The organism is Acinetobacter sp. ESBL14 (assembly GCF_036668815.1).
Lineage (GTDB): Bacteria > Pseudomonadota > Gammaproteobacteria > Pseudomonadales > Moraxellaceae > Acinetobacter > Acinetobacter gyllenbergii.
Genome location: NZ_JAZEVS010000003.1, coordinates 233,860 through 260,321, shown reverse-complemented (window position 1 = coordinate 260,321; position 26,462 = coordinate 233,860). Strand labels below are relative to the sequence as shown.

At 39.9% G+C, this 26,462-nt stretch carries 30 protein-coding genes and 1 pseudogene; 4 read left to right on the top strand and 27 right to left on the bottom strand.

What is annotated here, in order from left to right:
• Nucleotides 1-156 precede the first annotated feature (156 nt).
• Nucleotides 157-210 (bottom strand): annotated as a pseudogene (locus V6E90_RS12370) (ESPR-type extended signal peptide-containing protein); the annotation flags it as partial.
• A 261-nt stretch (nucleotides 211-471) separates the two neighbouring features.
• On the opposite strand from V6E90_RS12370, the gene V6E90_RS12365 reads away from it, so the two are divergent.
• The 3 genes from V6E90_RS12365 (at nucleotide 472) to V6E90_RS12355 (ending at nucleotide 2,910) form a co-directional block, all read left to right on the top strand.
• The gene (locus V6E90_RS12365; RefSeq protein ID WP_332605495.1) at nucleotides 472-822 is read left to right on the top strand and encodes a LuxR C-terminal-related transcriptional regulator; all 351 of its coding nucleotides are present in this window, start codon (nucleotides 472-474) and stop codon (nucleotides 820-822) included.
• A 54-nt stretch (nucleotides 823-876) separates the two neighbouring features.
• Nucleotides 877-1,476: a phage tail protein gene (locus tag V6E90_RS12360; protein ID WP_016541151.1), complete on the top strand. Its 600-nt coding sequence runs from the start codon at nucleotides 877-879 to the stop codon at nucleotides 1,474-1,476.
• Nucleotides 1,477-2,208: 732 nt separating this feature from the next.
• Nucleotides 2,209-2,910 (top strand): response regulator transcription factor, encoded by a 702-nt coding sequence (locus V6E90_RS12355; protein WP_065342811.1) that lies wholly within the window; start codon nucleotides 2,209-2,211, stop codon nucleotides 2,908-2,910.
• A 189-nt stretch (nucleotides 2,911-3,099) separates the two neighbouring features.
• Here V6E90_RS12355 and gspM read toward each other — a convergent pair whose 3' ends face one another.
• Nucleotides 3,100-3,579 (bottom strand): type II secretion system protein GspM, encoded by a 480-nt coding sequence (gspM, locus tag V6E90_RS12350; RefSeq protein WP_065342812.1) that lies wholly within the window; start codon nucleotides 3,577-3,579, stop codon nucleotides 3,100-3,102.
• Nucleotides 3,579-4,718: a type II secretion system protein GspL gene (gspL, locus tag V6E90_RS12345; protein ID WP_332605494.1), complete on the bottom strand. Its 1,140-nt coding sequence runs from the start codon at nucleotides 4,716-4,718 to the stop codon at nucleotides 3,579-3,581. Before gspL ends, gspM begins: the two co-directional genes overlap by 1 nt.
• Before the next feature lie 155 nt (nucleotides 4,719-4,873).
• Between gspL and V6E90_RS12340 the strand changes: the two genes are divergently transcribed.
• A complete protein-coding gene (locus V6E90_RS12340) occupies nucleotides 4,874-5,098 on the top strand; it encodes a hypothetical protein (protein ID WP_332605493.1) in 225 nt (74 codons plus the stop codon).
• A gap of 136 nt (nucleotides 5,099-5,234) precedes the next feature.
• Here the strand turns inward: V6E90_RS12340 and V6E90_RS12335 are convergent, their stop codons facing one another.
• From V6E90_RS12335 to V6E90_RS12220, 24 genes are all read right to left on the bottom strand, one after another.
• Nucleotides 5,235-5,750, bottom strand: a complete 516-nt coding sequence (locus V6E90_RS12335) for a glycoside hydrolase family 108 protein (protein WP_332605492.1) — start codon at nucleotides 5,748-5,750, stop codon at nucleotides 5,235-5,237.
• The gene (locus tag V6E90_RS12330) at nucleotides 5,747-6,124 is read right to left on the bottom strand and encodes a hypothetical protein (protein ID WP_332605491.1); all 378 of its coding nucleotides are present in this window, start codon (nucleotides 6,122-6,124) and stop codon (nucleotides 5,747-5,749) included. The genes V6E90_RS12335 and V6E90_RS12330 overlap by 4 nt, the downstream gene beginning before the upstream one ends.
• Before the next feature lie 97 nt (nucleotides 6,125-6,221).
• Nucleotides 6,222-6,449 (bottom strand): hypothetical protein, encoded by a 228-nt coding sequence (locus tag V6E90_RS12325; protein ID WP_332605490.1) that lies wholly within the window; start codon nucleotides 6,447-6,449, stop codon nucleotides 6,222-6,224.
• 16 nt (nucleotides 6,450-6,465) lie between these two features.
• Nucleotides 6,466-8,766 (bottom strand): phage tail protein, encoded by a 2,301-nt coding sequence (locus V6E90_RS12320; protein ID WP_332605489.1) that lies wholly within the window; start codon nucleotides 8,764-8,766, stop codon nucleotides 6,466-6,468.
• A 9-nt stretch (nucleotides 8,767-8,775) separates the two neighbouring features.
• Nucleotides 8,776-9,687 (bottom strand): hypothetical protein, encoded by a 912-nt coding sequence (locus V6E90_RS12315; RefSeq protein WP_332605488.1) that lies wholly within the window; start codon nucleotides 9,685-9,687, stop codon nucleotides 8,776-8,778.
• Nucleotides 9,687-12,299, bottom strand: a complete 2,613-nt coding sequence (locus V6E90_RS12310) for a transglycosylase SLT domain-containing protein (protein ID WP_332605487.1) — start codon at nucleotides 12,297-12,299, stop codon at nucleotides 9,687-9,689. The genes V6E90_RS12315 and V6E90_RS12310 overlap by 1 nt, the downstream gene beginning before the upstream one ends.
• Before the next feature lie 103 nt (nucleotides 12,300-12,402).
• A complete protein-coding gene (locus V6E90_RS12305; RefSeq protein WP_332605486.1) occupies nucleotides 12,403-12,636 on the bottom strand; it encodes a kynureninase in 234 nt (77 codons plus the stop codon).
• Nucleotides 12,637-12,639: 3 nt separating this feature from the next.
• A complete protein-coding gene (locus V6E90_RS12300; RefSeq protein ID WP_332605485.1) occupies nucleotides 12,640-13,014 on the bottom strand; it encodes a hypothetical protein in 375 nt (124 codons plus the stop codon).
• 44 nt (nucleotides 13,015-13,058) lie between these two features.
• Nucleotides 13,059-14,444, bottom strand: a complete 1,386-nt coding sequence (locus V6E90_RS12295) for a hypothetical protein (RefSeq protein ID WP_332605484.1) — start codon at nucleotides 14,442-14,444, stop codon at nucleotides 13,059-13,061.
• A gap of 9 nt (nucleotides 14,445-14,453) precedes the next feature.
• Nucleotides 14,454-15,101: a hypothetical protein gene (locus V6E90_RS12290; protein ID WP_332605483.1), complete on the bottom strand. Its 648-nt coding sequence runs from the start codon at nucleotides 15,099-15,101 to the stop codon at nucleotides 14,454-14,456.
• 1 nt (nucleotide 15,102) lies between these two features.
• A complete protein-coding gene (locus V6E90_RS12285; protein ID WP_332605482.1) occupies nucleotides 15,103-15,558 on the bottom strand; it encodes a GNAT family N-acetyltransferase in 456 nt (151 codons plus the stop codon).
• On the bottom strand, nucleotides 15,555-16,130 hold the full coding sequence (locus tag V6E90_RS12280; protein WP_332605481.1) for an aspartyl/asparaginyl beta-hydroxylase domain-containing protein: 576 nt from the start codon (nucleotides 16,128-16,130) through the stop codon (nucleotides 15,555-15,557). Before V6E90_RS12280 ends, V6E90_RS12285 begins: the two co-directional genes overlap by 4 nt.
• Complete coding sequence (locus V6E90_RS12275; RefSeq protein ID WP_332605480.1) at nucleotides 16,130-16,462, bottom strand: hypothetical protein; 333 nt, start codon at nucleotides 16,460-16,462, stop codon at nucleotides 16,130-16,132. Before V6E90_RS12275 ends, V6E90_RS12280 begins: the two co-directional genes overlap by 1 nt.
• Nucleotide 16,463: 1 nt before the next feature.
• Complete coding sequence (locus V6E90_RS12270) at nucleotides 16,464-16,832, bottom strand: hypothetical protein (RefSeq protein WP_332605479.1); 369 nt, start codon at nucleotides 16,830-16,832, stop codon at nucleotides 16,464-16,466.
• A complete protein-coding gene (locus tag V6E90_RS12265) occupies nucleotides 16,833-18,230 on the bottom strand; it encodes a packaged DNA stabilization protein (RefSeq protein WP_332605478.1) in 1,398 nt (465 codons plus the stop codon).
• A 2-nt stretch (nucleotides 18,231-18,232) separates the two neighbouring features.
• Nucleotides 18,233-18,688 carry a transcriptional regulator gene (locus tag V6E90_RS12260; protein WP_332605477.1) on the bottom strand — a complete coding sequence of 152 codons (456 nt, stop codon included), beginning with the start codon at nucleotides 18,686-18,688 and terminating at the stop codon, nucleotides 18,233-18,235.
• Entirely contained in the window at nucleotides 18,681-19,163 is a 483-nt protein-coding gene (locus V6E90_RS12255; protein WP_332605476.1) for a packaged DNA stabilization gp4 family protein, read from the bottom strand. Before V6E90_RS12255 ends, V6E90_RS12260 begins: the two co-directional genes overlap by 8 nt.
• Before the next feature lie 3 nt (nucleotides 19,164-19,166).
• Nucleotides 19,167-19,610, bottom strand: coding sequence for a hypothetical protein (locus V6E90_RS12250; protein WP_332605475.1), 444 nt, complete (start codon nucleotides 19,608-19,610; stop codon nucleotides 19,167-19,169).
• 67 nt (nucleotides 19,611-19,677) lie between these two features.
• Entirely contained in the window at nucleotides 19,678-20,940 is a 1,263-nt protein-coding gene (locus V6E90_RS12245) for a P22 phage major capsid protein family protein (protein WP_332605474.1), read from the bottom strand.
• A 2-nt stretch (nucleotides 20,941-20,942) separates the two neighbouring features.
• Complete coding sequence (locus V6E90_RS12240; protein ID WP_332605473.1) at nucleotides 20,943-21,794, bottom strand: hypothetical protein; 852 nt, start codon at nucleotides 21,792-21,794, stop codon at nucleotides 20,943-20,945.
• On the bottom strand, nucleotides 21,787-23,841 hold the full coding sequence (locus V6E90_RS12235) for a portal protein (RefSeq protein ID WP_332605472.1): 2,055 nt from the start codon (nucleotides 23,839-23,841) through the stop codon (nucleotides 21,787-21,789). The genes V6E90_RS12240 and V6E90_RS12235 overlap by 8 nt, the downstream gene beginning before the upstream one ends.
• 19 nt (nucleotides 23,842-23,860) lie before the next feature.
• Nucleotides 23,861-25,405 carry a terminase gene (locus tag V6E90_RS12230; RefSeq protein WP_332605471.1) on the bottom strand — a complete coding sequence of 515 codons (1,545 nt, stop codon included), beginning with the start codon at nucleotides 25,403-25,405 and terminating at the stop codon, nucleotides 23,861-23,863.
• 4 nt (nucleotides 25,406-25,409) lie between these two features.
• Nucleotides 25,410-25,964: a terminase small subunit gene (locus tag V6E90_RS12225; RefSeq protein ID WP_332605470.1), complete on the bottom strand. Its 555-nt coding sequence runs from the start codon at nucleotides 25,962-25,964 to the stop codon at nucleotides 25,410-25,412.
• Nucleotides 25,965-25,972: 8 nt separating this feature from the next.
• Entirely contained in the window at nucleotides 25,973-26,452 is a 480-nt protein-coding gene (locus V6E90_RS12220) for a hypothetical protein (protein ID WP_332605469.1), read from the bottom strand.
• Nucleotides 26,453-26,462: the final 10 nt, after the last annotated feature.

Below are 26,462 nucleotides of genomic sequence, written 5' to 3'. Positions count from 1 at the left end.
CTGAGTTATTAACGTTGATATGCAAACCCCTAGAGCAATAACAATTGGTTTTAAGCGCAATGTTTCTTGAGGTTTATCATTTTTGAAAGTTTGAGAATCTTTTCTTACATGACCTATTCGACTTGTTTTATGTTCACTGGTTGCATTTTCAGAAACAACAACCACACACCCTAGAGATCTACTCCAAATTTTTTTAAAGATAGTATTCATATTATTCCCTTCATTTTGTGAATATAACCACATAAATTAGAGAACATTTTTCGCACAAATGAATCATTGAAATTTGGTAGAAAAATTAAAAAAACTTCAAAAAAATCGTCTAAATAACAAATTTCAATGATGTCAAAACATCTTAATTTATCTTTAATAACTCAACGCTACGGAGCAACTTTTTTAACAACGATAGATAAAAAGGATTCAAAATGGAAACTATAAGTCAATTAAGCAAACGCGAATGCCAGATTTTTTTAAATGTTGGTACATGGCTATCGTATTAAAGAAATAGCGAAAAGAATTCATATCAGTGAACGAACCGTTACCACGCATCAAGAAAATATTTATCAAAAGCTTAATATCCACCATCGCGCCAGTTTAATTCAGTTTTCCCCCTACTATTCTGAATTTCTAACTACCCTCTCACCAAGAGAACACACTATTGCTCAGCTATTAGCTCAAGATCTTTGTAGTACAGACATTTCACTACGATTAAATCTAAGCATAGAAACGATCTACAGCTACAGAAAATCAATCAACCGAAAATATAAGTGCATTCAAATAAAATACGATGTTTTGGGGATATTCACCCTAGAAGAATGCCATTAAATTAAAACTACAAAAACATCAACAACATGTCTTAAAAACTAAAAGGGGAAAAATATGAGCGCCGACCCATATCTTGGTGAAATTATACTCGTTCCATACAACTTCGTCCCAAGAGGATGGGCTGCATGTAATGGACAACTATTACCAATTGCTCAAAATCAAGCGCTATTTAGCTTATTAGGTACGACTTATGGGGGGAATGGGGTGAGCAATTTCGCCCTACCAAACCTAGGTGGTCGTTTCGCACTTGGAGTAAATAGTAATTTTCAAATTGGCCAAACAGCTGGTAGTCAAACCACGACTCTAACCCTCAATAATTTGCCTGCACATAATCACCTTATTGCAGCTCAAAATATTAATTCGACAGTATCCTTAACACCACAAGCAAGCGGACTCGGTGGAAGCAGCAGTGATCCAAGCAATGCTGTTTGGGCAAATGCCAATGATTCAAGTACAGGGAGTGTATATGACACTTTTACTCAAAGTACAAACTCATTGGTGAATATGAAGACAGTCGCTGGAACAGCTCAAGTCTCCCTACCACAACAAACCACATCATTCACAGGGGCTAACCAACCTGTTGATATTACCAATCCTTATTTGGCTTTGTACTACATCATCAGTTTAGAAGGTATCTACCCTTCTCGCCAATAAAACAATTTAAACACATCGATTTTCAATCTTAATGCGATCTCATCTGGTCGCATTAGGATTTGTTGTGGACACCAGAAACCACAAAAAATGGGGCGAATTTTGGAAAAACCATCTAAGTATGAGCGATCACTTTTATAAATATTAAAGGAAGTAAAAATCTTGAGCGGATGTCAATGTGCCCTACAAGTAGTACCAGACTATACAAAAGTTGGCTTTAATGGTGAAGGTAGCGATAAATAACAATGATCTGCTATTAAATCAACGAATACGATTGAGTCAGTACAAAACCAACTGCGTAGTACAAATGTAGCGGCATTAGGCCCCAGCGCATGTATCCATACTTCTTATCGCCATGGAGATGTATGCTTTGACTTTCCTATCTTTGGAAATGTTTGTGTAAGTATCGCTATTACTTAGTACTCCCGTAAGTGCCAGTTAATGTGTCTGTGGTGATGCTTGTACCACATGGGGCGTTCCAACTGGTCTCAAAATTATGCTCTATGTAAATGATCAGCCGCTTTAGAGTGCAACAGTCGCTAAAATCTGCTAATAAGCATATGACGGTCATATTCAAAACAGGCTTAATATTAATTAGACCTAATTCTAAAATTATAGAGATATTTTTTAAAAACTATTTAAAAAATCTAAACACTTAAAATTATTTAACAATAATGATAAAAAATAAATATTTCACGCTTATAATCATAATTATTTTTAAAAAATGAAAATATTATGATCTCACAAGCAAGGGCAATAGAAAACTCCTTAGAGACACACGCTTCCAGTTTTATACCGTCTGCACCGGTATTAATTGCTGAAGACGACAAAATAATTAAAGAACGATTAAAAAACATATTAACAGAGCTTAATTATAAAAATAATGATTTGATTTTTTCAGAAAGCCTCCATCACTCCTTATTAATTGCACAAAATCAAAATATCTCTTTTGCATTAGTCAATTTAAGTTTATCCGATGGAGATGGAACGAAATTAATAAAAAAATTAAGACAAAAGAACACCACTATTCCAATTTTAGTTATCTCAGCATTGAACACGAAAGAGGCCGTTTTAAAGGCAATACAAGCTGGTGCAACAGGTTACCTGCTTAAAGAGCGTGATGATTTCGAAGTGCTAATGTCGATTAAACAAATTTTAAAAGGGGGACTACCAATCGATCCCTTTTTAATTCAAATGATTTTATCAACAGAAATTAAACCCTCACCTACAAGATCAAATATGACGGAAACTCTTTCTGCTAGAGAGTTAGAAATTTTAGAACTTGTAACACAAGGCTTAAATAATCAAGATATTGCAAACTCACTTAGATTATCACGTTACACCATTGAATCTCACTTGCGTAATATTTATGGAAAACTTTCTGTAGACAGTCGCTCAAAAGCAATTAATATTGCTTATTCATTAGGTTTGTTTTAACGAAAAACAATTAAGAAAAATAAAAATAAAAAAATAATTAAAAACAAAACAATTCAACTAATAATTCAACAATTAAAATAAAAAAGGGCGTCAATTTGATAAAATCAATCGCCCCAACTCAAACATTAATATCAGACATCTAAAATGATCAACTAAAAATTTAGCGCATAGCCAAAACACAGATAAATACTATTGTACTGTTGCCGTTAATTTAATCTGATTATTGTTAGACACCATATCCATTTTTTGAATACTGATGCCTGCTTGTGACAGTTGCATCAAAAAGTTAGCCAATACCGCATAGTTTTGATGTTCAGCCACCAGCTGGATTTGTTCTCCATTTTGTTGCGAAGACACAGCCAAACCTTGTTGTTGTGCAGTACGTTGAATTTTATCCGCTACAGTCAAACCTGAATCGCCAGCAGGTTTCATGGTCGCCGCATTACTCTGCATCCACACGGTAATATCTTTTAAATCGTTTAAACGCTTCTGTTGCTTATCTGCCAAGGCATGCATTTGCCACAAAGAAAAGCCAATGACAGCAACAATCACAAAAATTGTGGTAAAAATTACCATTACCCGTTCTCGAACAGATAAACTTTGTAGATATTCATTTAATGCTTCAACTTTCTGATCGAAGCTGTTTTGTAATCGAGTTAATGCTTTCATTATTTTACTTTCACCACCCCGATTGCCCCAACACTATCCGCCTGCACATTACCGAGCTCGGCTTGGAAACCCTGTTGGTTTAATTGTTGCGTTAATCCTTGTAAATCGTCTGCAGATTTTGCTTTAAGCGACATTGCTAAAGTCGAGGCATCATAACTCACTTGTTGCGCAACAATTTGTTTTTGCATCAAGATTGGACCGACCCGGCTTAATAATGAAAGTGCTTGTGTATCACCTAACTGACTCATCCGCAGTTGCGCTTCAAACGAGCTTTTCAGGTTTTGCTCAGTCACTCGTATATTTTCACCGAACCAAGCTTTATATTGCTCAATCGCTTGATTTGCAGTTTGATCAGCCACTTTTTTCAGCTTTGACCAACGTAGAGCGTCATACCCTAGTTGTACGATAATCACGGCCAATAATACGGCTGCAGCAGCCTTCCAATAACCTGACCATTGCGTTTCTGCATTTTTTGCTTTGGGTAAAACATTAAAAGGATGCTGTTTCGGTCTTAATAACGGCGCGAATTGATAACTGAACTCAGTACGCTGATCTTTGCTCGATGCCGTCGCCAAACTTTCTAACTGCCCTACATTTAAATTCGCAAATTTAAACTGTGTTTCTGCAGTTTGAAACTCAAGATATAAGGCGAGGTCATCCACCGAGTTTCCTGACCAGACATTTTCTCTCACCAATAAATGATCATAAAGATTGAGCAGTACTACTTGATCCTGCTCTGGCTCAGGTGCAATCAAAAAGTCAGGTAAGAATGCTGTTATCTGGATCGGCAAAAGACTGAGTGCATGTTGCCATGTTTCAATCGAATATTGTGCGACACCCAAGATGTTAAGCTGATCATTTTGAAAATGATGAACCACTTTCATTTGATCAATTGGCAAGGTCACAAACTCTTCCAAGAGGTATTTAACACCTTCCTGTCCCAATTGTTTGTAATGCACTTTGGTCATAGGTTGTTGTAATAATTGTGCATTTCGGCTTGGAAAATAAACCACAGCCTCTTTTCCATGATGCTCTTGCAAGTCCTGAATCAACTGTTCAAGACTTTGTGCCTGCAACCAATTTTCCCCTGCCGACCAATACCATGTTCCATTGGTTTCGGGCATCCATATATACAGCATAAATTTAAACCAATAAAGTTAATAAGTTAAATAAATTTGGTGTAGATTTGGTGTTTATACTTTTCAACACTTAATCTTTTTATCCATCTTTTTATTGTAAACCAATTACATTACTTTTATATGTATGAAAACAAAATATTCAAAGATAACTAAAAATGCGCTACTTCTACATCAAGAAAGGCAAGCAATATCTTCACATCCAACAATCACTTTTTGAAGATTACCAAGACTACTCAGACATAAACGGCATGATCACTCAGCAGTATGTCTTTTTAGATACCAAAGATGAGGCCATAAAGTTTTTAGAAAAAAGAGAAGTTGATAGATTTATGGTGACTAGAGGTAGAAAACTTAAAGGCGTGGAGATTGTGAGAGAGTGATGCTTGCTAATGTTGCACACATTGCAAGCAAACACTGATTGAGACATTAGTTTTAATGGTGTGAGCTGTGCATCCTGAAAATAAGAGGCACAGCACTGTGACAAGCGAAGCAAGTTTTGACCTTTTACAATGCTTCTTAATTATCTTCTGCTGCATAGATTAGGTTCTCCGCAACACGATTGGTCCAACCTTTGCCATATGTAGCCCATGTACTTAAAGATGTGTAGAACTTCAAACGCTCCGCATTGAGTTTTAACAACACATCATTCACATCCATAGCTTTTACTGCAGCAATGGTCTTAGGACCTATGATTCCGTCATCGGGAACGCGTGCAACTTGCTGTAGTTCTTTAATGGCTCGAGACTTACCTGCATTAACTGCAAAATCCCAAAGCTGAAAGACGATAGAGGAATGTAAACTATCTGCACCCAACTTATCCCACCAATCCTTCTTGTATATCTGCTTTGCCTGTTCAACAGTTAGGTTCTTGATATCAAGGTTCGGATAGGTGTTGGCAGCAATACCAAACTTAGTGCCTTTTAATGCCCCTACACCTACTTTCCCACCAGTCCAGTTGCCAGGATCACGCTTATCAATCGAATACCCTGCTTCATGTCCTATTAGTCGTTCAAATGCTTTATCAAAATTCATGACTCGCCTCCCTTGCCACTAATAATGGATGTGAATGCGGATTTAATTTCTGCAATTACTTCTGAAATGGTTTTACCTTTTAAGAGTGCAAAGGATTGGTATGCAATGCCTATGAATAGCAACCCGAACACTGCAAACATCAGCATTACAAAGCCTTGGAACATGATTGAGTTTTCTAAATAACCATAATGTTCAATGAATGCTGAACCACCATATAAGCTAACTGTCACACTACATACAAACTTAGTGATAACACCTACTGACACTTGAATTTTCCCTTCTTTATCAATATCCCCACTCAAAACAAGTGCAAGTATTGCCCCGATTACAGCTGGAAAGATTTTTAACACCCATGGAATAGCGTTTTCTTGCATAGTCGTACCTTATTTCTAGTAATAAAAAAGCCCTAGCTCATTTAAAGCTAAGGCTTGTGTTGTTTGGTTGGGTGATATACCCCAACACTATGTAATGTTAAATAAGAATAGGACTAAAAGATCTTCTAAAATCTTTTTCAGCTTTCTCTCTTGAAGAGCTTAAATCACCTTCGAAAATAAAATACTCAGTCATGTATTTTGATCCACCTAAATAAATATAATCCCTCACTCTTACATAACCGTCGTTTGTACGGTATGAGTTCTCATCTAAAACTATTAATTCACCATCACTGATTCCGCCATATTTCTTATACTGTATTTGCATAGAGCCCACTCCAAACTTAAACTATTTTCATGTAAACATGTCCACTCGGTGTGATAGTTTTGCTTGAGCTGGACGGATTATATATCCAGACATCAAACGTATCAGCCGAAATAACCTCTGCATTTATTTTACAACCAAGAAGTGGAACATCGGCTGTGACTTGCAATTGATCTGTAGTTAATAAGCCTGAAATTACGCCACTATCAATTACTTTTACTTGGCTATTTGCAGGTATGGTTACTGAGTTCAGAATTAGACTGGTTGGGCGTGATTCTGTTTTTTCAACAATAGCTGTAGTGCCGAAAGCCCCAGCCCCAACAACTCTAAACCTATTTGTAGCACCAACCCCAACACCAGCTAAATTAACATAATCATTTACTTTGACGTTTAAGCCAGTCACAGCAGATGGTGTTGAGTAGTACTCTCTGTAAACTCCATTGGTTTTCTTAACAACACCACCCTGAATCGCAGATGAAATAGAGCCAGAAGCAACACTATGACCATCCAAAGAAATAGGATCATTCACAACATTTGAATTACTTATTAAAAATGTTTGAGTGTATAAGGGATCATTAACATGTATGTGACCAATACTGAAATCCCGACCTGTCGTGCCATTTGCAGTATCTGCTATACAATATGCATTTCCATGTTCTTCAACGACAATATTTTCAACTCGACAATTAAAGGACATTTTGTTCGTAATCCCAGTGCGATAAGCATTATTAGTCGATGTAATGCCGTATCGGTTTAGAACAAGCTTATTTACTAAAATGTTTTTAGGGAAAACAGAAGGTGTTGCGCCTGTGCCTTCAACAACGATAGGGTTTAGCTTTGAATCACTAACGATTAACTCATTAATAGTAATATTGAAACTAAGATTTCTTGCAGAAAGTGCTGAATAAAAACTTGTAGCCTTAGCAACACCAATGCCTAATCGCCCTTTTCCTGTTCTTCCGCCAATCGCAAGATTGGATGAAACATTCCTTGTGTAGTCACCTGTCGCATCCATGTAATCTATATCCAACTCAATTTGTGCTAGATAGTCATCATATGTTGGTGGCACAGGAACATTTGTTAGATCATCATTCGCACCATATAGCGCCCAAGGAATCAGATCCAGTCCATAGGCAAAAGTCTTACCCTCAATTGATCCAATTTTTAATCTACGCATCTTGTGGGCTTTTTCTTTGCTAGATGCATACGCAAAACCTAAATCACCTGGTGTGATAACAACAAGTCCTTTGTCCGTTTGCGAACTATCGAGAAGGTTTCCATTTATTTTTTTGATCTCGATATCATAACCAGCAGAGATACAAACAATTGCACTCACATCTGTCGTGTTACAAGTCAGATCCCCTGTAACAATTTCATCAATAATGCAATCGTGCGGGTGTGTTGTAGGTTGCCAGCCTACAGTGTGCTTATATTTACCTGATGCAGAATCATAATAATGCTGTGTGAAATTACCCCAGTGGGCCATAAATACACGAGCAATAATATCATTATCATCGCATTCTATTCGCTTACCACGTACTAAAGAAGCTCCGCCAGCCATGGCGAATCCTGTGATGTTTTTATGTCCACCCTTAAATTTCAGAGTGTCAAAATAGAATCCACGAACTTGCGGAGTTATATTATTAAAACTATCTAAACGTACATGGCATTTTTCACCCCAAGGGTTAGTTGTTGGAGTGCCCATATCAATCGTTAAATGACCAGATATACTAACATTTGATCTAGGTGCAAGACCCGATGCTGTCTTGCTTCCCAGTGCATCCCCCACTTGTTCAATTGTTGTAAAACAACTTAGCCAAGATAAATTTTCAGGCAATACAAACTCTTGATCCAGCTGATATGTTTTATTCTTTGTTACTAAGGTGGCATTATTCAAAGCTGCAAACTCAGCTGCAGCAACAATGTCATCATTAAAATGCTCAGGGAAAACAAACATCGTTTTTAAGCGAAGATTGATTTGTTTTTGGTTCTCATCACCATCTTTTACATTATCTGCATCCTCAAACCTTTCAAAATTCAGAAACTTGCTAATCAAGTCTTTATCACGGTTTTTAATTAATAGTGAGTATGAACTAGCTTCAACGTAAATTGTGCTTGGCTCACCATTTTTAGAGAAAAACCCATTTCTTGTGCGAATGGGTTGATCAGCTAAAATTGTTAGTTCGCGGTCCCAATAAGCATTGATTTGGTTTGTCTCTGGATCTAGCCCACTCACCCCAATAAAGACAAAGCCCGCATCTAGCGGGCTTCCATCTACATCAGTTAACAATAAGTGCGGAGGTGTTAGAATATTACTCATAATTATTTCCTAGCAAATAACAGATAAAGTTATCTCTGTTGGATCAAGTGGCGCAGTCAAACCAACTGTTTTAATTCGTAATTGCGTTTTTGATTTAACGCCTGAATTTGGTTGCCCTATAATTACAGCGCCATATTCAACTACATCCTTTGCACTTGCATTCCATGCAAAATCAGCTGTAGGAAGCTCTTTTTCAAACTTGATTGTGTAATCACCAACGCTATTCCTTGTAACGCTTGTCACATTGCCTTTCGCTTTTATCGCTCCAGATGAACCACTAAAGGTCACCCATGCACGACAACAGTAGATTGGTGCTTCACCAGAAATATTCAAAGTAGCCTTAACTGCAATTGGAGCCTTTTTGGGCGTGAGAATGGTTGCGTCATCAGTGATGCCTTTTGCGAGCTCATCAGTTGCGACTTTGGCTGTACCTTGAATCTCTTCGGTTGCCTGTTTGGTTTTGTCATCTACTTCTGTTTTTGAATAGACAGATAGATTTGCACGTGACTGCTCTTTGTTTTCCAAATCGCCAAGGTTTTCTGACTTCTTCAATGTATTTGCATTGATCTCAGCTTGCGACTTACCGCTTGCTGTATCAATCACTGCATCTGTTGTAACACCCGGATTAAGATTGATATTTGCTGAATTCCAAACATCTTCATTTTTTTTGTTTTGAACAGCAATTGATACTAACGGTTCAGCGCAGAACAACTGTCGTGGTGCGCCATTCTTGGCTATATATCCATTTCGCGTTCTTGCAGGATTAGCGGCAGGAATCGTCAGTTCTGCATCATAAAAAATCTCAATAGGTGAATTAATTGGGTTTGCATTTACCTTACCAATAAAGACAAAGCCCGCATCTAGCGGGCTTCCATCTGTGTCACTGTATATGGGAAAAGGAGTTGAGACTCTGTTGCTCATTATAGGTTCCTCGGAGTCGGATTTAGAGCCTTTTGAACTCGTGCTCTGGTCTTATTGTCCTTAATGTGTTTTGTGGCAATACGAAGAGCAGAAGCAACTGGCGCAGGGAATCCAGATAGTCCAGACATGGTGATATCAATAGCAGCAAGAAGTGTTGCAGCAGTATTGCTATGGTTAACACCTGCAGATGCTGGAACTGTAAACAAAGTTTTAGAGATATCATTAAGAGCTCTAAGCTTTTCAGCGCCTTGTTGTCCAAAGATAAAATCAAGCTTACCTGAATCATCTAATCGCTTAATTGCTTTGTTTAATGCTGCTGGACTAATCATTTGATTACCACGTGCATCAGGTGACACACCTGCTGTTGCAGCATTCTTAATCTCTTGCAGGGTTTGACCTTGAATATCCTTCCAAGCTTGCTTACCCTCATCACCTGAAGTTAATAAGGTTCTGCGTGCAGTCCGTAGATCATCAAGTGAACCATCGTGAATAATGCGTTTTTGCACATCTTCTAATGCAACAATGCGGTCATTAGAATTAGGTTTTTTCTTGGTTAAATCCTGCATGATTGCTGTATTTTCCCAACGTTTCCCCATTCTCACTCGCTCATTTCTTGCTGCTTTATAGAGAGTGCCTTCTACTGGACCCACATGTTCATCAATCATTCCTTTCAGAATTGAAGCCTGTCGAATGTTGGGTGCTTCAATATTCGTATTTGCATTGATCTCCTGCCTCCAAGTTTCCATCTGTTTGATAGTAGGGCTTTTAGAAACAAGATTTCCATTTGCATCACGTTGAGCAATACCAATGCTTTCAGCAGTTTTTTTGGCAGTTGAAAGAATCGGTGTTGTTGGTAGGTCAGGTTGTGAATTTAAATAGTCCAGAATGGTGGTCGGATTGCCACCATTATTAATTGGCACAGTCAAATCTACAGGCGTTTGAGCCTCTGGCGATTTATCCGCCTTATTATAAGCAACACGCACACGATTCTTATCTGCTTGCAATTGTTTTTGAAGCGCAGAATCTACTGCTAGACCTACTTCACGCATGTTTGTAGATTGAGCCCCAGTTGAGTCAATAAATGCATCGATGTTCTGTTGCATAACTTGATGTTGATCTTCATAGCGTTGGCGTAATGGATCACCAAGACGTGGATCTTTTGAAGTCTCAACTTCAAATTTCAATTGACTTGGATCACGACTCATTTGTCCTTCAGTCAGGTCAACAGGATAAGGTAAGTCTTGCGACATTGCTTGTCGTATTGTTGCGGGATCAACTTGAGCCGCTCCAATGTTAGCAGGTGCTGGTCCATTATTATCTGCTCGATTTAAGCCTGTTAAATCTCTAAGACTATCCACACCAGATCGAACTGCATTTGATGTAGCTTGGATTGGTCTTTGTGCTGCTCTTGCTGCTTGTTGTGCGGTATCAGATATAGTCTTACCTGCTTGTACTGCAGCACCTTGGGCAATTGGAGACACACCTCTTGCTGCTTGTGCAGCTAAACCAATCTCTGCTGTTGCAGGAGATAAAGCAACCAATGGAGCCAACGCCTCACCAGTAGCTTGTGCATACTGTTGGCCAACTTCCGTTCTTGGCGAATAGGTTAGGCGATCAGCATAGTCCGCAGCTCTCTGCTCAACTCGTCGTGCTGCTTCAGGAGTGCCAAACTCACCACCAAGCAACTCTTGCCCTAATCCTTGAATTGATCCACCAATAAGCCCCACTGCACCAGTTGTTAAACCTGAAGCCACTGTGCCAGTTGCCTCTGCTGCACCAAGAGCTTTATCCAAGAATGTTGGATCAGGCGATTGTGGTGGCAAAATACCTTGTTCTGTTGGTATTGGTTGTGCAACACCTTGCTCACTGAAGTCGGGAACTGTTTGCTTGAATTTAGACGCAACAGGAAGTTTTACCCTTCCTTCTTTAATATCTGCTTCTAAATCGGCACGTTGTTGACTATTGAGCTTTCCACTTGCATATGCATCCGAAACAGATTGAGGCAGAGTTACAGCTTGTGTATTGGCCTTTCCAAGAAGTTTAGCCCCATCTGGCAACATAATTTTCCCTGATTTTACATCCGCTTCAAAATCATCTTTCTGTTCAGGACTAAGTCCACCTGATTTATATACATCATAAACTTTGGCAATGGTTGGGGCTTGATCTTGTTGATAGTTGGCCTTGACCCGCTGAAATGTACTTTGAGGTTGTTCTTGTTGAGAGCTACCTGTTTGAGCTGACATTACACGATTTCGATACGCTTTGTTAACTGGTCCCCAATTTTTTCGATCTGTTCCACCATGGTACTCGCCTATTGCTGCCTCAACATTCCCATTATTACGTTTAAGTGATTCTTGCAAAAGCAGCCCTGCAGCCATAGCTGAGTTCTTATCATTCAAATATGCATCAACACCATACTTTTTTAGGACAAGATTTCTTGTTGTGGGAGTGATTTGGTAAACAGTTCTTGCACCAGCACTACTCACTTGGTCTGCATTCGAGCGTTCACCATGCATTACAATGTTTTGAAGTAAGCCTGCAGGCAACTTTAATAACTTTTCTGTATTTGCTGATAGGTTTGCCCAGTATGGATCTTTAAAACTGTTAGCCATAACTTTTCCTTAGATGATAAAAAACCCGCCATTGCTGACGGGTTTATTAAAAAATCTATGATTTGATTTAGTAGATTACTTTCTTAAAACCTAAACTTGATCCTTATTTAGGTTTATAGTCCCACAAAGCTCCTTGCTCTCCACAGTTTCTTTCAATAGCATCCATCGTTGTTTCTGTTTCATAAGTCCCTCTTCTCCATTCATTTATAGCAACCTGAATATATGCCCTGCAATTTGCAGGAAGCCCTGATTCATTCCCATAAATTGATTTAGAGTTGAAATCTTCTTTTGTACAGGCCGCTAAAGCTAAACATATTACAATAACGAACAGTTTCATTAACTACTCACTTTTAAGTTTATCTAGGGATTCTTTTAGCTTTAACGTTGATTCCGAGAATTCAGGATATAAAATTAATAACTTTTGATAGCTTTCATCACTTAATCCACCTTTATTTGTATATAAGTTTTTTAGCTCATCCCTATACTCTTCTGCCCTTTTTAATTGAGCAACCTTGGCTTGATGCAATTCTCTTTGTTGTTTTGCTGATTCTCTTTGTGAGGCAATTCTCAATCCCTGCTCATAACCATCAAAAGCACTTGTAGATGCGTCCTTAGTTTTTATAGAGTAATCATATGGCGGATTATAATAAGGATTATAAACATCAGCATGTGTTAATGAACTTAATAATAAAATAACAGGCAATAGTTTTAACATTATATTCCCTCCTCAATAATGAAGAGAGAATATCAGATTTAATCTCACTGTACAGCAGACATATAACTTCGTTGACCAGTTGCTATCTGACGGTCAATAGCCTGATCTGCTTGACGCTTTAAAGTTTTATCTAGGTTCTTTGAAGCATAATTACTAAAAGTTGTCCCTGCTGGAACCTTAATACCCAGCACTTCAACATCACGCTTATTGCTGCCCATGTTGCCAACTTGGTTGACCCATTCTGCTTGCATTTGTTTGTAGGCGGAATCCATGCGGTTCAGCTTGGCATACCCACGCAAGAAAGAAGTTAATGTAGTTGAATCTGCTGTTTCAGGAGGCAAACCACGTAGAGCAAGTTCAATGTCTCGGTCAGTTGCAGGACCGGGAGGAAGTGATTTAATAGCTTCACTATTGCGTAGTCTAGAATATTCACGAATCATGGCATTCTGGTCATCATTAGACCAGCCCGTGATCCGTTTGAAGCCTGCCCAACCCTTCGTATACAAACCACCTGCCTGAGATTCTTTTTCAAAGCGATTAGCTAGGTCATCCATTTTATTTGCTGATTGCTCTAAACCTACTGATTCAACCATGTTGTCATTAACTATCTTCTGTGCACCATCAGAAAGCTTAATATTTGAAGGGTTTAGCTCCATATATTTAAGTTCGACATCGCTTTGAAGCTTGTCCTGATCCAATCGTAATCTATCAGCTAGATTTCTAATGTTTGCATTGTTTAATGCTGTTTGCGATTGAGTTTGCTCTATGCCACTTTGAAGTTGTTGAGGCTTGTACTGATTTTCAATTGTCTGGCCTTGGGTTTCAGCTTTGATCTTGCCTGTTTCAGCTTGGGTTTTTGCAATATCATATGGCTGCATTTGATTTGCACGGGTCTCATCTCCAAGCTTGCTGAAGATATCTGCAAACTTATCTGGATTTGTTGATGCTAATAACATCCCTATTGATGTTTTTGCGGCCTCTGGATTGTTCTCAATCATCTTCATGTAGCCACGTAATACAGCTGCATCTTGCTTATTTCCAGAATTCTCATAAGCAGTAGCACCATTCCCCAAAACATCTTTAGCAATATCAGGCTGGTCGCTATTCAAAGCAGCATATGTTTGCGAAGCAAGGTTTAAAGTTGTGCGTTGCTTACCTGCGTCCATTGTGTCGTAAGCACGTTTAAGGTTTTCAGAAAGTTGAGGATAACGAGTCATTACCTGCGTATATCCTTCATAAGTAGGATTTACAGACAAATTATAAAGGTCATCATTCATTTGCTGCTTGGCAAGTTGCTCGCGTTCTTGTTGAGCCAAAGCACGTTTACGGTCAGCCATTGCTGTACCTAGCTGCATGCCACCTGTAAAGCCTTGTAATGTAGACTGAACGGGATTTAAGACATCAAGTGTGTAATCAATTGGCTGAACCATAATAACCTCTTAAAATTTTGAACCTGCGTACATGCCACCAAGTTGACCAGCAATATTTCCAATTGCCGCCCATTGATTTGCTGATGCATTACCCTGTGCTAGTGAATTGCCGGCCTGCGCTGCGCCCATCTGTTGTAGCAAGTTACCAATATTATTTGCAGACTGCATGCCCGCATTACCAACACCAGCAGCAGAGTTTTGACCCAAGGCAGTTAATCCACCGAGATTTGTGTAGCGCTGGTTAATCATTTGGTTTAATAGTTGGGGTGAGAATTGAGCTAAAGCGCCCTGCATATTTCCACCCCGCAACCCACCTGTAGCAGAAGCATTCTGGCGAAGAGAGTTCTCGCCTTGGTTTAGATATGTCTGAAACTCAGCACTATTCTGGATGCCATTTATCGCATTTTGCTGAGCTTGAGAGCCATTCAAGCCAAGTAAATCTTGTTGCCCCTGTAGTGCGCCCATACCAGCATTTACAAATGGCCTTTGTAGCTCTTGCATTGCGTCAAACTGTCGACGTTGTTCTTCAATAGCTGCCATACTTGCTGCTTCTTGTGCAGATGATGCTTGCCCTGCTGCTTTTCGTTGAGCGCTAGCTGCACGATTAGATGAATAAGCACCTACCGCAGCCGTTGCTGCCATTGCTGCTGCTACCATATCAATCCCCTAGCCATGCTGAATAATAAGTTTCTACAGGTGCATAACCCAAACGTTCAAAGAGCCATGAGGCATCTTTGTGAAGCTTTGAGCCGACAAACAAGCGTTGCACACCACGTTTTTTACACTGATCTTCTACAAACTTGAAAAGTTGGAATCCTGCACCTGAACCACGATGATCAGGATGGACATAAAAAATATCCATCTGACAGGTCAGACAGGTTGAATAGTGCAATCCGGGTGCAACAAATCCAATGAAGTATCCAATCAGCTCACCAGCATTTCTTAGGCCTATAAATAGCAATTCGCCGCTATGTTCAGCGGCGATGTATTTATCAAATTGTGGTGAGAGCGGAACCTTATCTTGATTTAAGGCTAACTCTTGGTAGTGGATTGGCAAGAGCGGCTTTAAGTAGTCTAAGTTTTCTTCAAAACTCTCTACGTGTGCTGTAATCATTTTCTCACCTTAATATCCACGACCATTGAAAGTCGGTCAATTGCTGAGTTATTGATGACTTCATGCTCGAGTTTATTGTTGAACCAAAAAACATCGCCTGTTTTCATGTTTAGCTGCTCATCTCCTGCACGAAGAATACAGCCTGCTGCCGACTGCAAAACAATATGAAAGCGTGTGTAGTAATCAGTATGCTCTGGCGTATCAGCATGTGGGTAAATGCGCCCACCTGGTTGAATACGGTTGATCATCACACGACCAAGACGTTCACCTTGAACCAATGCCATTAACCCAAATACGATTTGACGCGCTTCTGTAAGAACTGAGAATGCTGGATAATCAATGCTCTCATGCTGATCAAACTGACCTTCCCCACGTTTATATTTTTCTAAATCTTCTTCTTGCTCAAAAACACGCTTTTCAGGGAAACGAAGCATAATAGAATCGATTTCTCCAAACGGTCCTTGAGGATAATCACGAAGATAAGTGTCTTCCTTCCATAATTCTGGATGACGTTTGATATTGAGCATCAATGGGTTTGTGTCTGCTGTGGTCAGGATATGAAAATTATTCATTAAGTAATCTCCCGACCTGAAGCACGAACTGTTAGAGCTGATGCTGTATCTGCAACTGTATTAATGAAGCTTCCTGCTTCAAGAGAATGCCCTACAAGTTCAGGACAAACATAGGTTTCTCCCACATTCACTTCTTTATCTTTGATAACTAGATTAGATGCACTTGCAGTACCACCGACTAAAACCAAATTACAGCTAAATTTAGCTATGGCTGCTGATGTATTGGTTACTGTGAACTTATCAATTGTTGTATTGGCAGCAGCGGTGAACTGAATCGTATCTGTATTTTCTAAAAACTTAGTGGGGATAATATTTTTAATTTTTACAGTCATTTTAATAGACCTCTAAATTGATATTCATCGGCTCTGTAAGCTGACTTGATGGAAGGATGATATCTGGAACAATAATTTCTGTACGTGGGCTTAAATCGTCATTCTGTGCGCAAATACAGGCATGTTTTGGCTCAGTAGCTATCAACTCAGCCACTTGAGTAACAGCTTCAATAAGTGCGATTGCTAAAAATGCTTGTGTACCTGCGTTGTCAGCAGTTATTTGAGCAGCTTCGATTGCTTCGCTATTTGGATCCGCCAAAGTTGGCAGCACTTGGAATAGCTTCTCAAATGCTTTGACTAGCCGTTGATTGCCACCACACATTCGCTCTAAATCAGAGCGAAGTGGTGTCTTAGGATCAATGAGTGCCATCTAAACCCCCAATGGCTCTATATAAGCCTCTATACGCGCTATAGTGAGTCTACTATCTGATGTGCCTGAGAACTTTTGAATGCGGAAATTGCTCATATAGCCCTGCTGAAACCAGACAAGCCGCTTATTCTGCTCCCCAACTTTTCCAGATTTAATCTGTTTTGGATTGGACCAGTTCACGCCATCTGACGACCAAGATGTGGAAATGAATGGATCTTTATGCAAAGCAACTCGACCAGTTAGGCAAGCCAATTCGATCTGATGGAAGATTGCACCACGTGATTCGTTGTAGAGAATCATTGTGCCAAACTCCCAAGAAACTTCATTACCCCAATGCTCACCAAGTTCATTTGTGATAACACCAAGCTTTGCAAGAACAGGGTGCCCTGCAATCCATTTTCCATAGCACCACACAAAGTTTTGAGCTAAGTATTGGCTTTGGGTCAGCCCTGAACTTAAAGTGAACCAGACAGGCTGTTGAGTCGCTTCTGATGCTGCTGAATCATAAACAAGCGTCTGATCAGGTAAATGTAGATAAAGCCAGTTGTGACCATCAACTAAACGCGATTCCATTAGGCATTCAGATAGAGTTTCTTCGCTGTACTGATGAATGATTTGCTCAATTTCTCGTGTCGAGATTTTATTGGTAGAACCATTAGCAGATAGCCATATAGCAACAGGTTCATTCTTTCCACTACCAAGGAATGCAACCGCATCCATGTATTTGCAGCAAGTTCTTGTACCAAGAGTGCCACGTGTACCCATCGCCCCATCAATACGTGAGAATGGGAAGTTATCTCCACCGACGTTGTCGAATATTTCTATTGTGTACCGGTTAAGAGCATAGATTTCATTGCGGATCTTGATAATCGAATTGATAGGATCAGGATCAACTTCTGATGAACCATATTTCAATGGATTCACTTGAAATGGATCATTCAACTCAGTGATTACAAGAAACTCCCCATCAGTTGTCATGAAGTAGCCATCAACCCAAACTACATCTTTGACAATACCTAAATCATTATCAGTTATCTGTTTTAGCTCAGTGCCGTTGTAGAGATACAGATATGGATAAGAGTTAATGGCTAGATAATCAAAAGAGTAGTCAAAATTACATTGCCCATACCCCATCAATTCAGCTATTTCTGTCACTACGCCATTGGCATCAACTTTAATGAGTTTATTACCAGCAACACGATAACAGACACCATTCCATTCAATACCACCACGATCCACAGCAGGAACATTAGCAAACTGTTCAATGCCTTCAGCGGGTCTAAGATAACCTTGCGAAATTCCTTGTTCTTTAGGGACAGGAATCATGTTTCTTGGGTATGATGTGCGGAAATCTGAGTTCTGATCAGTGTAAATGCCATTTAAGATAGGGATTTGCATAGTTACCCCACTCGATACCAAGTACCTGAAAGCTTATCGTATTGTATCTTGAAGAATGCTGTGGCAGAAATTGCGTTGGGAGCCCCAACAACAACAGCCCCACTACCATTAATGACTAGGTTGGTAATTTGTTTTGAACATGAAAATAGAATGAGTTGCTGATCAGCTACTTCACTATTGTCAGGTAAAACCAAAGTTCCATTTTCAATACTATTTGAAGGATTTAAAAGTAAGTATGTTCCTTCTTTGTGGTTTTCAACTAGCAGATTAAAATTGCCATTTGGATTGTAGTGTTGAACTATTGGCTTCCATAATGACGGTGTTTCAGACAGGTTTGTGTTTAACCAATCCAACAGAACATCCTGTGGTAAGGCGCGAAAATCAGAACAATTAGCCTTATACAAAACAAACTGGTCGCCCACTCCAACTTTGTCTGTGGTATTTAAGCGCTTACTCATTAAAGAACTCCACATTTTGTTTTGGTGACAAGACATTGTTGTCTTGCTTATTAACGATAAACTTATCGCAACGGTATTTATGGCCAGCACCACTTGGCAAGGTGCAGCTATATTTCATCTGTGGTGGCATTTTTACTGCCATAGCTACCAAGTTGTTATAAGCTTCCGCGGCCTGTGTTTTTGTTTCAGGTGAGATGGCCTTGCCAAAGGCTGGAGCAATCTTAATTGCCAGCTTTAAATAAACGGCTTCAACTGCATAATCAGGGACATTGGTTTCTTGGTCCAAGTCGCTGCTATTTGCTTCACCTGGCAATGGATATCCAATCTGAATGTTCTTTGATGACCACACAGCTACCATAGTGTCCATTTTGCGTCTGGCACTTTCATACTGATCTGGCTGCAAATCAAAGGACGTTGCTGCAAGACCTATTTCCTCAAATGCTTGATCAATGATTTGCCGCTTAGTCCATGACATGGCTTATTCCCCTTTAGGATATTCAGCATCAAAAACAAGCTTCACAAGCTCATCTTTGCTATCACGTGCACCATATTTCACTTGTTTTTCATCAAGGATTTTGCGTAGTTCACCAGCATCTAATTTGCTTAGTTCTAATTGGCGGATCTGTTGGCGCAACTTGTTGTTTTCAGCAATGTAGGTTTCTTTTAGATCAAGAATTTCTTCATCTTTAGATTCAATTGTTTTAAGTGCTTCAAGAAGTTTTTGTTTGGTCTGTTCCAGCTCATCATTTGGATCAATTACTTTACCTACAATTTCGACTTCCGGAACATGCTCAGGTAATTCTAGGAAATGAACATAACCTTGTTGGCGCAACTGGGCTTCATGTTCTTCCCCATCAGCAATCACATATTCATTGTTTTTAGAATCACCAACATATAAAGCACGAGGGTAGTTATTTGACATTTCAATACTCCAAAAATGACGACGCCCGCAATAAGCGGGCATTTGTCGTCACTGAATCTAAATTAGATTAGGTTTGGTTAAATAACTGGACACCCGCCATCTCAGGATTGAGTAGCGCAGTACCAAAGTCGATATCCCAACGCGCCTTACATGAAAGGTCGTTGATATTTCCTTGACGTGTATATGTGATACCAATACCAAGATCTGTAGTGGCACGCATAACTTGCCAGCCGTCATCTGCTTCAACTGAGAATGAACCAGGAATCAGGATTAAGCTTTCTTTACGGAAGAATGGGTTTAATGGTGCAGCAACTGTATTCAACCAAGTTAATGCGACCGCATCAGCCGGTGCTGCTGAAACGTTTGCATATTCTTTCGAACCAATTGATCCTTCGGCAGCATCAATAATTGCAGGATAAATACGGATTGTATTTGCTGCAGGCTTATCAACAACACGGAAAGTTTTTAACTGACCTGTATTTTGTTTTGAAATCAAATGAAGTTCAAAAACACCTGGTAATGTGAATGCATCACCAACTTTGATACTTGCATACCCTGCACCCGCAACAACTAAGTCTGTATAGCGGTTATCCTTGTTTTCTTCCAATCCAGCAGAAGTAATTGTTGCAGCTGGAATAGTGCGTTGGTTTGCACCATTCACAGTAATTGCACCACCTGCAGCTGCTGCCAAGCGAATTTCCTGATCGTTTTTGTAAACTTTGAATCCTGCAACATTATGGCGAATCAAAGCTTCTTCATATGCATTGCGAGAACGAGCTGTGTCTTCTGAACGACCTGCAAGATCACCTGCCATGTCATTCATTGCAGTTGGAGAATAGAACGCCTGACGACCATCCAATGGCACGCCGATACGAGTCATACGTGAATCAAGGTCTGCAACATCCTTATAACCTGTTGGCGCACCTGTGCGCTTAGAAACAATAGAGCCATAAAGTGCAGCAGTATTAAACAAAGCGGCATTCACATCAGAAGCAAGCTTTTGCTTAGCCGCCTTTCCGAACTGTTCCATTGCATAAGTATTACGAAGGTTTTTAGAAGAAAGAACCTTTGGTACTGACTTATGGTAGCCAACAGATGCGGGAACGTTTAACTGAGTTAAGCCATCAAAGTTTGCTGTTTGATCAAAGCCATCATATGATGCCCCAATCATTGGCGCAGGAACCCAAAACTTATCACGTGAATTCACAGCTTCTTGAGCAGTAATTGGATCATAAAGATCGGCACCTTTTGCAATAACAAGCAAGTCCTCAAAGCCTTCGATGACCTTATCAAACATTACCTGTTCTTGTTTAGTAAAACTTGTAGCCATATTTATTTACCTTTTGATTTTCGATATTTGATTAATTCTGTACGGTCACCCGTCTCGAGTGCTTTTTTCTCAAGTTCAGCTTCTTTGGCATCTGCAACATTACTTAGGGGTGCAGAGCCTTGAACTTTTCGCTCAGGTGATGTTTGTGGTTTTCGTGTCTGAACTTTTAATTGAGCGTCGATTTTTGCGACTTTGAACGCGAATTGGATTGGGTCTGTAATCCCTGCAAGCTCCTTGGCTTTTTCAGGATGTTTACCCAAGTGGTAGATAAGCAATTCAGGATTATCAGCACCATGGATTAAGATGCCTTGCTGTGTCTGGTTAAGCACATCTCGCGCTATTTCTTCAGCAACATCGTAATCAGCTACTTTGGCTTTAATGGCTGTCTTCTTAGTCTCATAACTATTGACTCGCTCTTGCCAGTTTTGTGCTGCCTTTTCCTGCTCCGCTTTTTTGGCCTGTTCTTGCTGTTCAAATTGAGCTTTCTTTGCATACCAATCTGTTACTTGGCGCTCATATTCATCCGTGTCATAACCCACACTGTCCAAAGTAGGCTTCTCACCTAATTCGATTTCGTGTGGTTTGGTTTGACTTGCCAGTTGCGCTTCAAGTTCACGAATCCGCTTTTTATTAGCTCGATTTTCTTCACGGGTTTCCTTCACCCACTTAGGTGCTGGCTGTCCATGAAATTCATCTTCTTGCTGTTGCGGTTCTTCACCTTCAATACCAATGAAGAACTCTTCTGATTCAGGTTTCTCAGTGTCAGGCTGTCCATCATCTCGATGTTCTTCCTGCTCTTGAGGTTCTGTATCTAGTTCTTCGGTTTCGAATTGATCTTGCTCTTGTTCAGACATTTGTAACTCCCTCACTCATAGGCTGAGCGGACGCCATACTTTCATTAATTTGTTGATATAAAGCCAAGGCAGAATCTCTCTTCCCTATTTCCATATCAGATAAGGTTTTTGCTGTATCAGCTTTGGTTTGCTCTGTCTTAGCGGCAGTTAGGTAAGTGTCGGCCTGAGCTTTCATAGCCTTCGACTGTGCTTCTGCTGCAAGAGCTTGTGCTAATTCTGTTTGCGGATCAGGTGGTTGATTCTGTGCAGCTTCCATCATTTGCTGTTGTTCTTCCTCAGTCGGTTCAACCACACCAGCTTGTACCAAGTACTTGCGGTAATAGTTGCGGAAGTCTTTGATACCTTCGCCTTCCATGTTCATGTAGATCATTGCGAGGAGGATTTTTAAGTCTTGAGGATCAGTGGTGTAAGGAAGCAACGCTTGCATAGAGCGAACAATTGCAGATTTCTTGCTTGAAGACGTTGGACCAACATCAACACCAACATCGAAGGATGCTTTGGTTAAGTCGTTTTCATATTCAAGACCAGATTCACCGACGATAGGGCGTGACAACTCAGCACTATCAACTTCATCTTGCTTGCCAATCGTCTTCATGCGACGACCTTCTTCAACATAAAGCTCTTTAGCCATTGATAACCAAATTGCACCACAGCGCTTGATTGCTTTAGCCATGTTGTCTACATAGATATAGGACTGCATACCTAGCTGGCCTTGAACCAGATCAATCGCTTCTGCACTTACATTTGCACTGATCTTTTCACCTTGTTCCTGGTTACCAAGAAGCTCTTTAATGTCTGTATCAACAATCTGAGTCATGGCGACTAATGCCGGTGGTACCTGAGGTGGCTTTGTATATGCAGTTGGCCCTGTTGCTATGACATTGCCTTGAGCATCACGTAAAGCATTTGCAAGCAAGTATGGATTGTTTTTAAGGTTGTCTTCTGCCCACAGGTTCTCAAACCCTGCTATTTGCTCAGGGTCTAGAATTGGCTTTTCAATTGGTGATAATGCAGCTATCTCACCTAATCGGCTTAGGCTCATGTTTTTTAAACGCTGTGGATCTTTACAAAGACGTACATGCCCCATGCAACGCTCTACATTGTCAATAAACCAACGCTTACCATAGACAGGCACAATTGGAATGTATCGACCGGCAACATAACCGCAATCATCAAGAATCTTTGATCCACTCATGATGTACTTATGAACTTTGCATCGCTCATTTGTTTTGATGCGAAGCTCTTGAGCACCTGTTGCATCCAGCTTTTCACGGATAGAAGTATCTTTTTCAAGCTCTTCTTCAGTGTGTCGTTCCTCAGTACCATCAATCAATTGGAAGATATGCACCTTCTCTTTGACTTTCTCTACAACGTAGTATTCCGCAACATAAACAATGTCGGGAGTGCACCAGTCAAACTCATCATTGCGAATATCTTTATCCCAAGATGCAGGGTCATCGTCGTATTCTTCTTTATATTGATCAGGTGTCATTGAAGACAAAACAAAGCAAAACTTAGCATCTGCCTTATCTTGACGCTTAGCACCTAAATCAAAGAACACACATGAATCTGCATCAAAGATTGGCTCAATTCGGATGCGTTGACGTTCATTTTCTTCGTCTTCTTCATCCTCTTCACATGCACGTAATCTGAATGCACCAAAGCCACCTCCAACAGCTTCTTCAAAAGCATTGTCATAGGCTTCTTCTGCACCAGAATCTTGCTCATCAGCGCGATACAACCCATCGCATGTATCAGCTAGATCATCATTCTTAGATCCATCTTTAGAAACAAAATCTACAGTGATGCGGTTATTACGGTACTCGTTGATAATACGAATGACAGCCAAGTGGATTTTGTTGACTTCAAATTTTGGTTTATTTGCGAACTGCTCACCCAATTGGCCTTCCCATTGGGCGCCAGCAATCGAATAGAAACGACGATCCTCTAAGCACTGTTGACGTTCATCTCTAACAGCACTTTGAATAGTGTCGAATTGCTTTTTTGCACGGGCGTGAAGATTCGCAAGTTGTTCTTCTTTAGCCACAACTTGACCTCACTTAAATTTAATTGTTCCAGCGATGTGCTGTAGGGATTACTTGAACTTTTGGTGGTTTTTTTATTACGCCAATTTGTTCTCGGATTTGTGCAAACTGACGGAAAGCATCTGCAGCTTCTGAATTACCATCCGTCTTCACTGGCTCACTTGTGTAAGTTTGTGCATGAGAATTAAATCTCCGAGTGTAGTTTTCAAGATGCTTTAAACCATCTTTGCATCGATCTACATCAAACCAGACATCATTCATCAAGGCATCACGTGTTTTATTGATACCATGCAGCAATTCAGAAACACGGGGAACAATATCAACATCAGTTAACCCAAGATTCTTAAGCATTTGTTGCGGTGATAGGTTTTGACTTTCACCTTGCCTTACATGCGCTCCATCATGTGGCAAATAGTGTTTACCCCACAAATATCCTTTGCTTTGCATAATCTTCACGAAATATTCGTATGGCTCGCCCCATCCTTCTTCAAAGTCAATGAATAGATCTTGCATACCAACTCGTTGATGAAACCAAATAGCCGTACCATCCGAGTTACCAATATCCCAAAAGGTGTTTACTGGAACATCTGTGCGAATAGGTAGAGAACATATACGCTGTTCTTTGCGAACTTTGATGAATTGCTCTGTGTACCAGCACCCCTCTTTAGACTTCTTAAACGCTTCTTCTGGAGTGGATGGATATTCCTGCCACATTAGTTCAGATGAGCCCTGAAAGTCGTTGTCACGAGTTGCAATGTACCAATTACGCTGTGATGCGCCAATAGTGTCACCACTTTCTTGCTCTATTCGGTCAAAATACTCATGTTCTTTAGATGTAATGTGAATATTCGCATCAAGAGAGTACTCTGTGGCTCCCTGCCATGGATAGAAATGGAATCTAAAATCCTTTTTGCTTAATTCAGTTCCTGATGCTTTCTTATTGCGTGCTGTTTCGCACATATTGAAAAATGCACCTTCATCACCTTCTGCTGTAGATTCAATTACTACAATTCCATTTGTTGAAACTGCTGGTATAGAACCTGTTAAGACTTCCTTCGCTTTATCTGGATACTTTGCACAAATCTTTCCAAACTCAGAAACATGCAAATACTGCAATGTTCCTGAACGCATTGATGTTCCAACAGTAATAGAGCTATTGTTGTGAGCAAATAACAATTCACTTGCACTATCACGAGCTAAAGGGAATTTAGACTTGATTTCTGGCGGAAGATTGTCATAGGCAAACTTAACTTTATCTCGGAAAAGCTTGTCTGCTGCGTACTTGTCTTGTGCAATCATCCCTGCACGAGTATCGCCCTTACCAAATAAACAGCAATCCAAATAATAGATCGCAATCATCGTGGTAAAACCTAACTGACGGGCTTTCAGGATGATATTTCGATACCACAAATTCTCAATGAAATTTATTTGATGCTCATTTGGAATAAAAGGGGCTTTTAACCCTTCTGTCTCATCATCACCTTTAATCAGGATTTGATATAAAAAACCACTTGTAAGACGCCACCATGGATCAGACAAGTTTTTTTCTAGCTCGTCCGATGTCATAGTTCTATCCTTTTGGTTTTAAAGTATTTCCGCTTGCACGCTCTAACAATTCCTTGAGAGGATCAGCAAGATCATGCTCAACCTTTTCTTTAAATGCACCCACGGCAATATGTTTACCAAGAAGTTCCAAATTTTTTACCTTATCAGGCCATTTGATCTTTTTGAGCCAACCTGTTTGTGACTTATCATCACCACGACCATCAAATTCTTCTGTATTTTCGATGTTAGAGACGTATTGGCGCCAAATAGGAGGCCAATCACCGATTGGTTTAAGACAGTAGTTATCATCCATGATGTCTAAAACATCCATCTTGTCAATTTCAACAAGACGCTTGAGAACATAGTCAGCATCAACATCAACGCGGTTTAAACGCTGTGTATTGAGATATGCGATACGCTCTTCGACATCTTCTCGCTGCAACACATCCCAAGCATTCTGACGGTTCTTATAGCCTGTAGCTTTTCCAGCTTCTTGAGCGCTTAGAGTTTTTAAAAATTCATGGCAGAACTCTTCATGACGTAGATTCTTTAAAGGTTCTGCGCCTTTGATTTGTTCCATGTTTATTCCTATCTTTCTAATGCATACATCAAATCATCAGGTGTTTCCAAATAACACCCTTGTTTTAAACAAAATGCATGTATGTCGTTTAAGTATTCGGTGAATTGAGCTATTGATGCGTCAGTAGTGCTTATTAGTTCATTCAACCCATCAGCGACTTGCTGATACATTGAGTGCTGCTCTTCTTTGAGTTTTCGCACAGCGGCAAAGGTTGATCTGTATTGACCTACATCATCACGATCATAGATTCGAGCTAAGAACTTCTTTTTGAAGTAGAGATGCTCTGAATCTTTATCTGTGCCTTGATGTTTAGCCCATTGAGCCATCCATAGCCAATAAAGCCTATTCTGAGCCTTAGATCGATCTTTCTCAAATGGCTTTATTGTCACTACAAGTGGCTTGCCTTCTAATGCAGCTTGGGCATGATTTGTATTTAGATAACCAAGTACTGGAGTAATATCAGCGTGGTTGCGTATAGTAATTTGCATTTCAACCTCG

Coding starts and splice junctions, on each gene's coding strand:
- V6E90_RS12340 (WP_332605493.1), top strand. CDS start 4,874: ATGCGCTACTTCTACATCAAGAAAGGCAAGCAATATCTTCACATCCAA.
- V6E90_RS12300 (WP_332605485.1), bottom strand. CDS start 13,014: ATGTTAAAACTATTGCCTGTTATTTTATTATTAAGTTCATTAACACAT.
- V6E90_RS12310 (WP_332605487.1), bottom strand. CDS start 12,299: ATGGCTAACAGTTTTAAAGATCCATACTGGGCAAACCTATCAGCAAAT.
- V6E90_RS12305 (WP_332605486.1), bottom strand. CDS start 12,636: ATGAAACTGTTCGTTATTGTAATATGTTTAGCTTTAGCGGCCTGTACA.
- V6E90_RS12265 (WP_332605478.1), bottom strand. CDS start 18,230: ATGCAAATCCCTATCTTAAATGGCATTTACACTGATCAGAACTCAGAT.
- V6E90_RS12360 (WP_016541151.1), top strand. CDS start 877: ATGAGCGCCGACCCATATCTTGGTGAAATTATACTCGTTCCATACAAC.
- V6E90_RS12220 (WP_332605469.1), bottom strand. CDS start 26,452: ATGCAAATTACTATACGCAACCACGCTGATATTACTCCAGTACTTGGT.
- V6E90_RS12335 (WP_332605492.1), bottom strand. CDS start 5,750: ATGAATTTTGATAAAGCATTTGAACGACTAATAGGACATGAAGCAGGG.
- V6E90_RS12325 (WP_332605490.1), bottom strand. CDS start 6,449: ATGCAAATACAGTATAAGAAATATGGCGGAATCAGTGATGGTGAATTA.
- V6E90_RS12365 (WP_332605495.1), top strand. CDS start 472: ATGTTGGTACATGGCTATCGTATTAAAGAAATAGCGAAAAGAATTCAT.
- V6E90_RS12255 (WP_332605476.1), bottom strand. CDS start 19,163: ATGTCATGGACTAAGCGGCAAATCATTGATCAAGCATTTGAGGAAATA.
- V6E90_RS12240 (WP_332605473.1), bottom strand. CDS start 21,794: ATGTCTGAACAAGAGCAAGATCAATTCGAAACCGAAGAACTAGATACA.
- V6E90_RS12355 (WP_065342811.1), top strand. CDS start 2,209: ATGATCTCACAAGCAAGGGCAATAGAAAACTCCTTAGAGACACACGCT.
- gspL (WP_332605494.1), bottom strand. CDS start 4,718: ATGCTGTATATATGGATGCCCGAAACCAATGGAACATGGTATTGGTCG.
- V6E90_RS12230 (WP_332605471.1), bottom strand. CDS start 25,405: ATGACATCGGACGAGCTAGAAAAAAACTTGTCTGATCCATGGTGGCGT.
- V6E90_RS12320 (WP_332605489.1), bottom strand. CDS start 8,766: ATGAGTAATATTCTAACACCTCCGCACTTATTGTTAACTGATGTAGAT.
- V6E90_RS12280 (WP_332605481.1), bottom strand. CDS start 16,130: ATGAATAATTTTCATATCCTGACCACAGCAGACACAAACCCATTGATG.
- V6E90_RS12275 (WP_332605480.1), bottom strand. CDS start 16,462: ATGACTGTAAAAATTAAAAATATTATCCCCACTAAGTTTTTAGAAAAT.
- V6E90_RS12245 (WP_332605474.1), bottom strand. CDS start 20,940: ATGGCTACAAGTTTTACTAAACAAGAACAGGTAATGTTTGATAAGGTC.
- V6E90_RS12285 (WP_332605482.1), bottom strand. CDS start 15,558: ATGATTACAGCACACGTAGAGAGTTTTGAAGAAAACTTAGACTACTTA.
- V6E90_RS12225 (WP_332605470.1), bottom strand. CDS start 25,964: ATGGAACAAATCAAAGGCGCAGAACCTTTAAAGAATCTACGTCATGAA.
- V6E90_RS12260 (WP_332605477.1), bottom strand. CDS start 18,688: ATGAGTAAGCGCTTAAATACCACAGACAAAGTTGGAGTGGGCGACCAG.
- V6E90_RS12315 (WP_332605488.1), bottom strand. CDS start 9,687: ATGAGCAACAGAGTCTCAACTCCTTTTCCCATATACAGTGACACAGAT.
- V6E90_RS12270 (WP_332605479.1), bottom strand. CDS start 16,832: ATGGCACTCATTGATCCTAAGACACCACTTCGCTCTGATTTAGAGCGA.
- V6E90_RS12330 (WP_332605491.1), bottom strand. CDS start 6,124: ATGCAAGAAAACGCTATTCCATGGGTGTTAAAAATCTTTCCAGCTGTA.
- V6E90_RS12290 (WP_332605483.1), bottom strand. CDS start 15,101: ATGGTAGCAGCAGCAATGGCAGCAACGGCTGCGGTAGGTGCTTATTCA.
- V6E90_RS12295 (WP_332605484.1), bottom strand. CDS start 14,444: ATGGTTCAGCCAATTGATTACACACTTGATGTCTTAAATCCCGTTCAG.
- gspM (WP_065342812.1), bottom strand. CDS start 3,579: ATGAAAGCATTAACTCGATTACAAAACAGCTTCGATCAGAAAGTTGAA.
- V6E90_RS12250 (WP_332605475.1), bottom strand. CDS start 19,610: ATGTCAAATAACTACCCTCGTGCTTTATATGTTGGTGATTCTAAAAAC.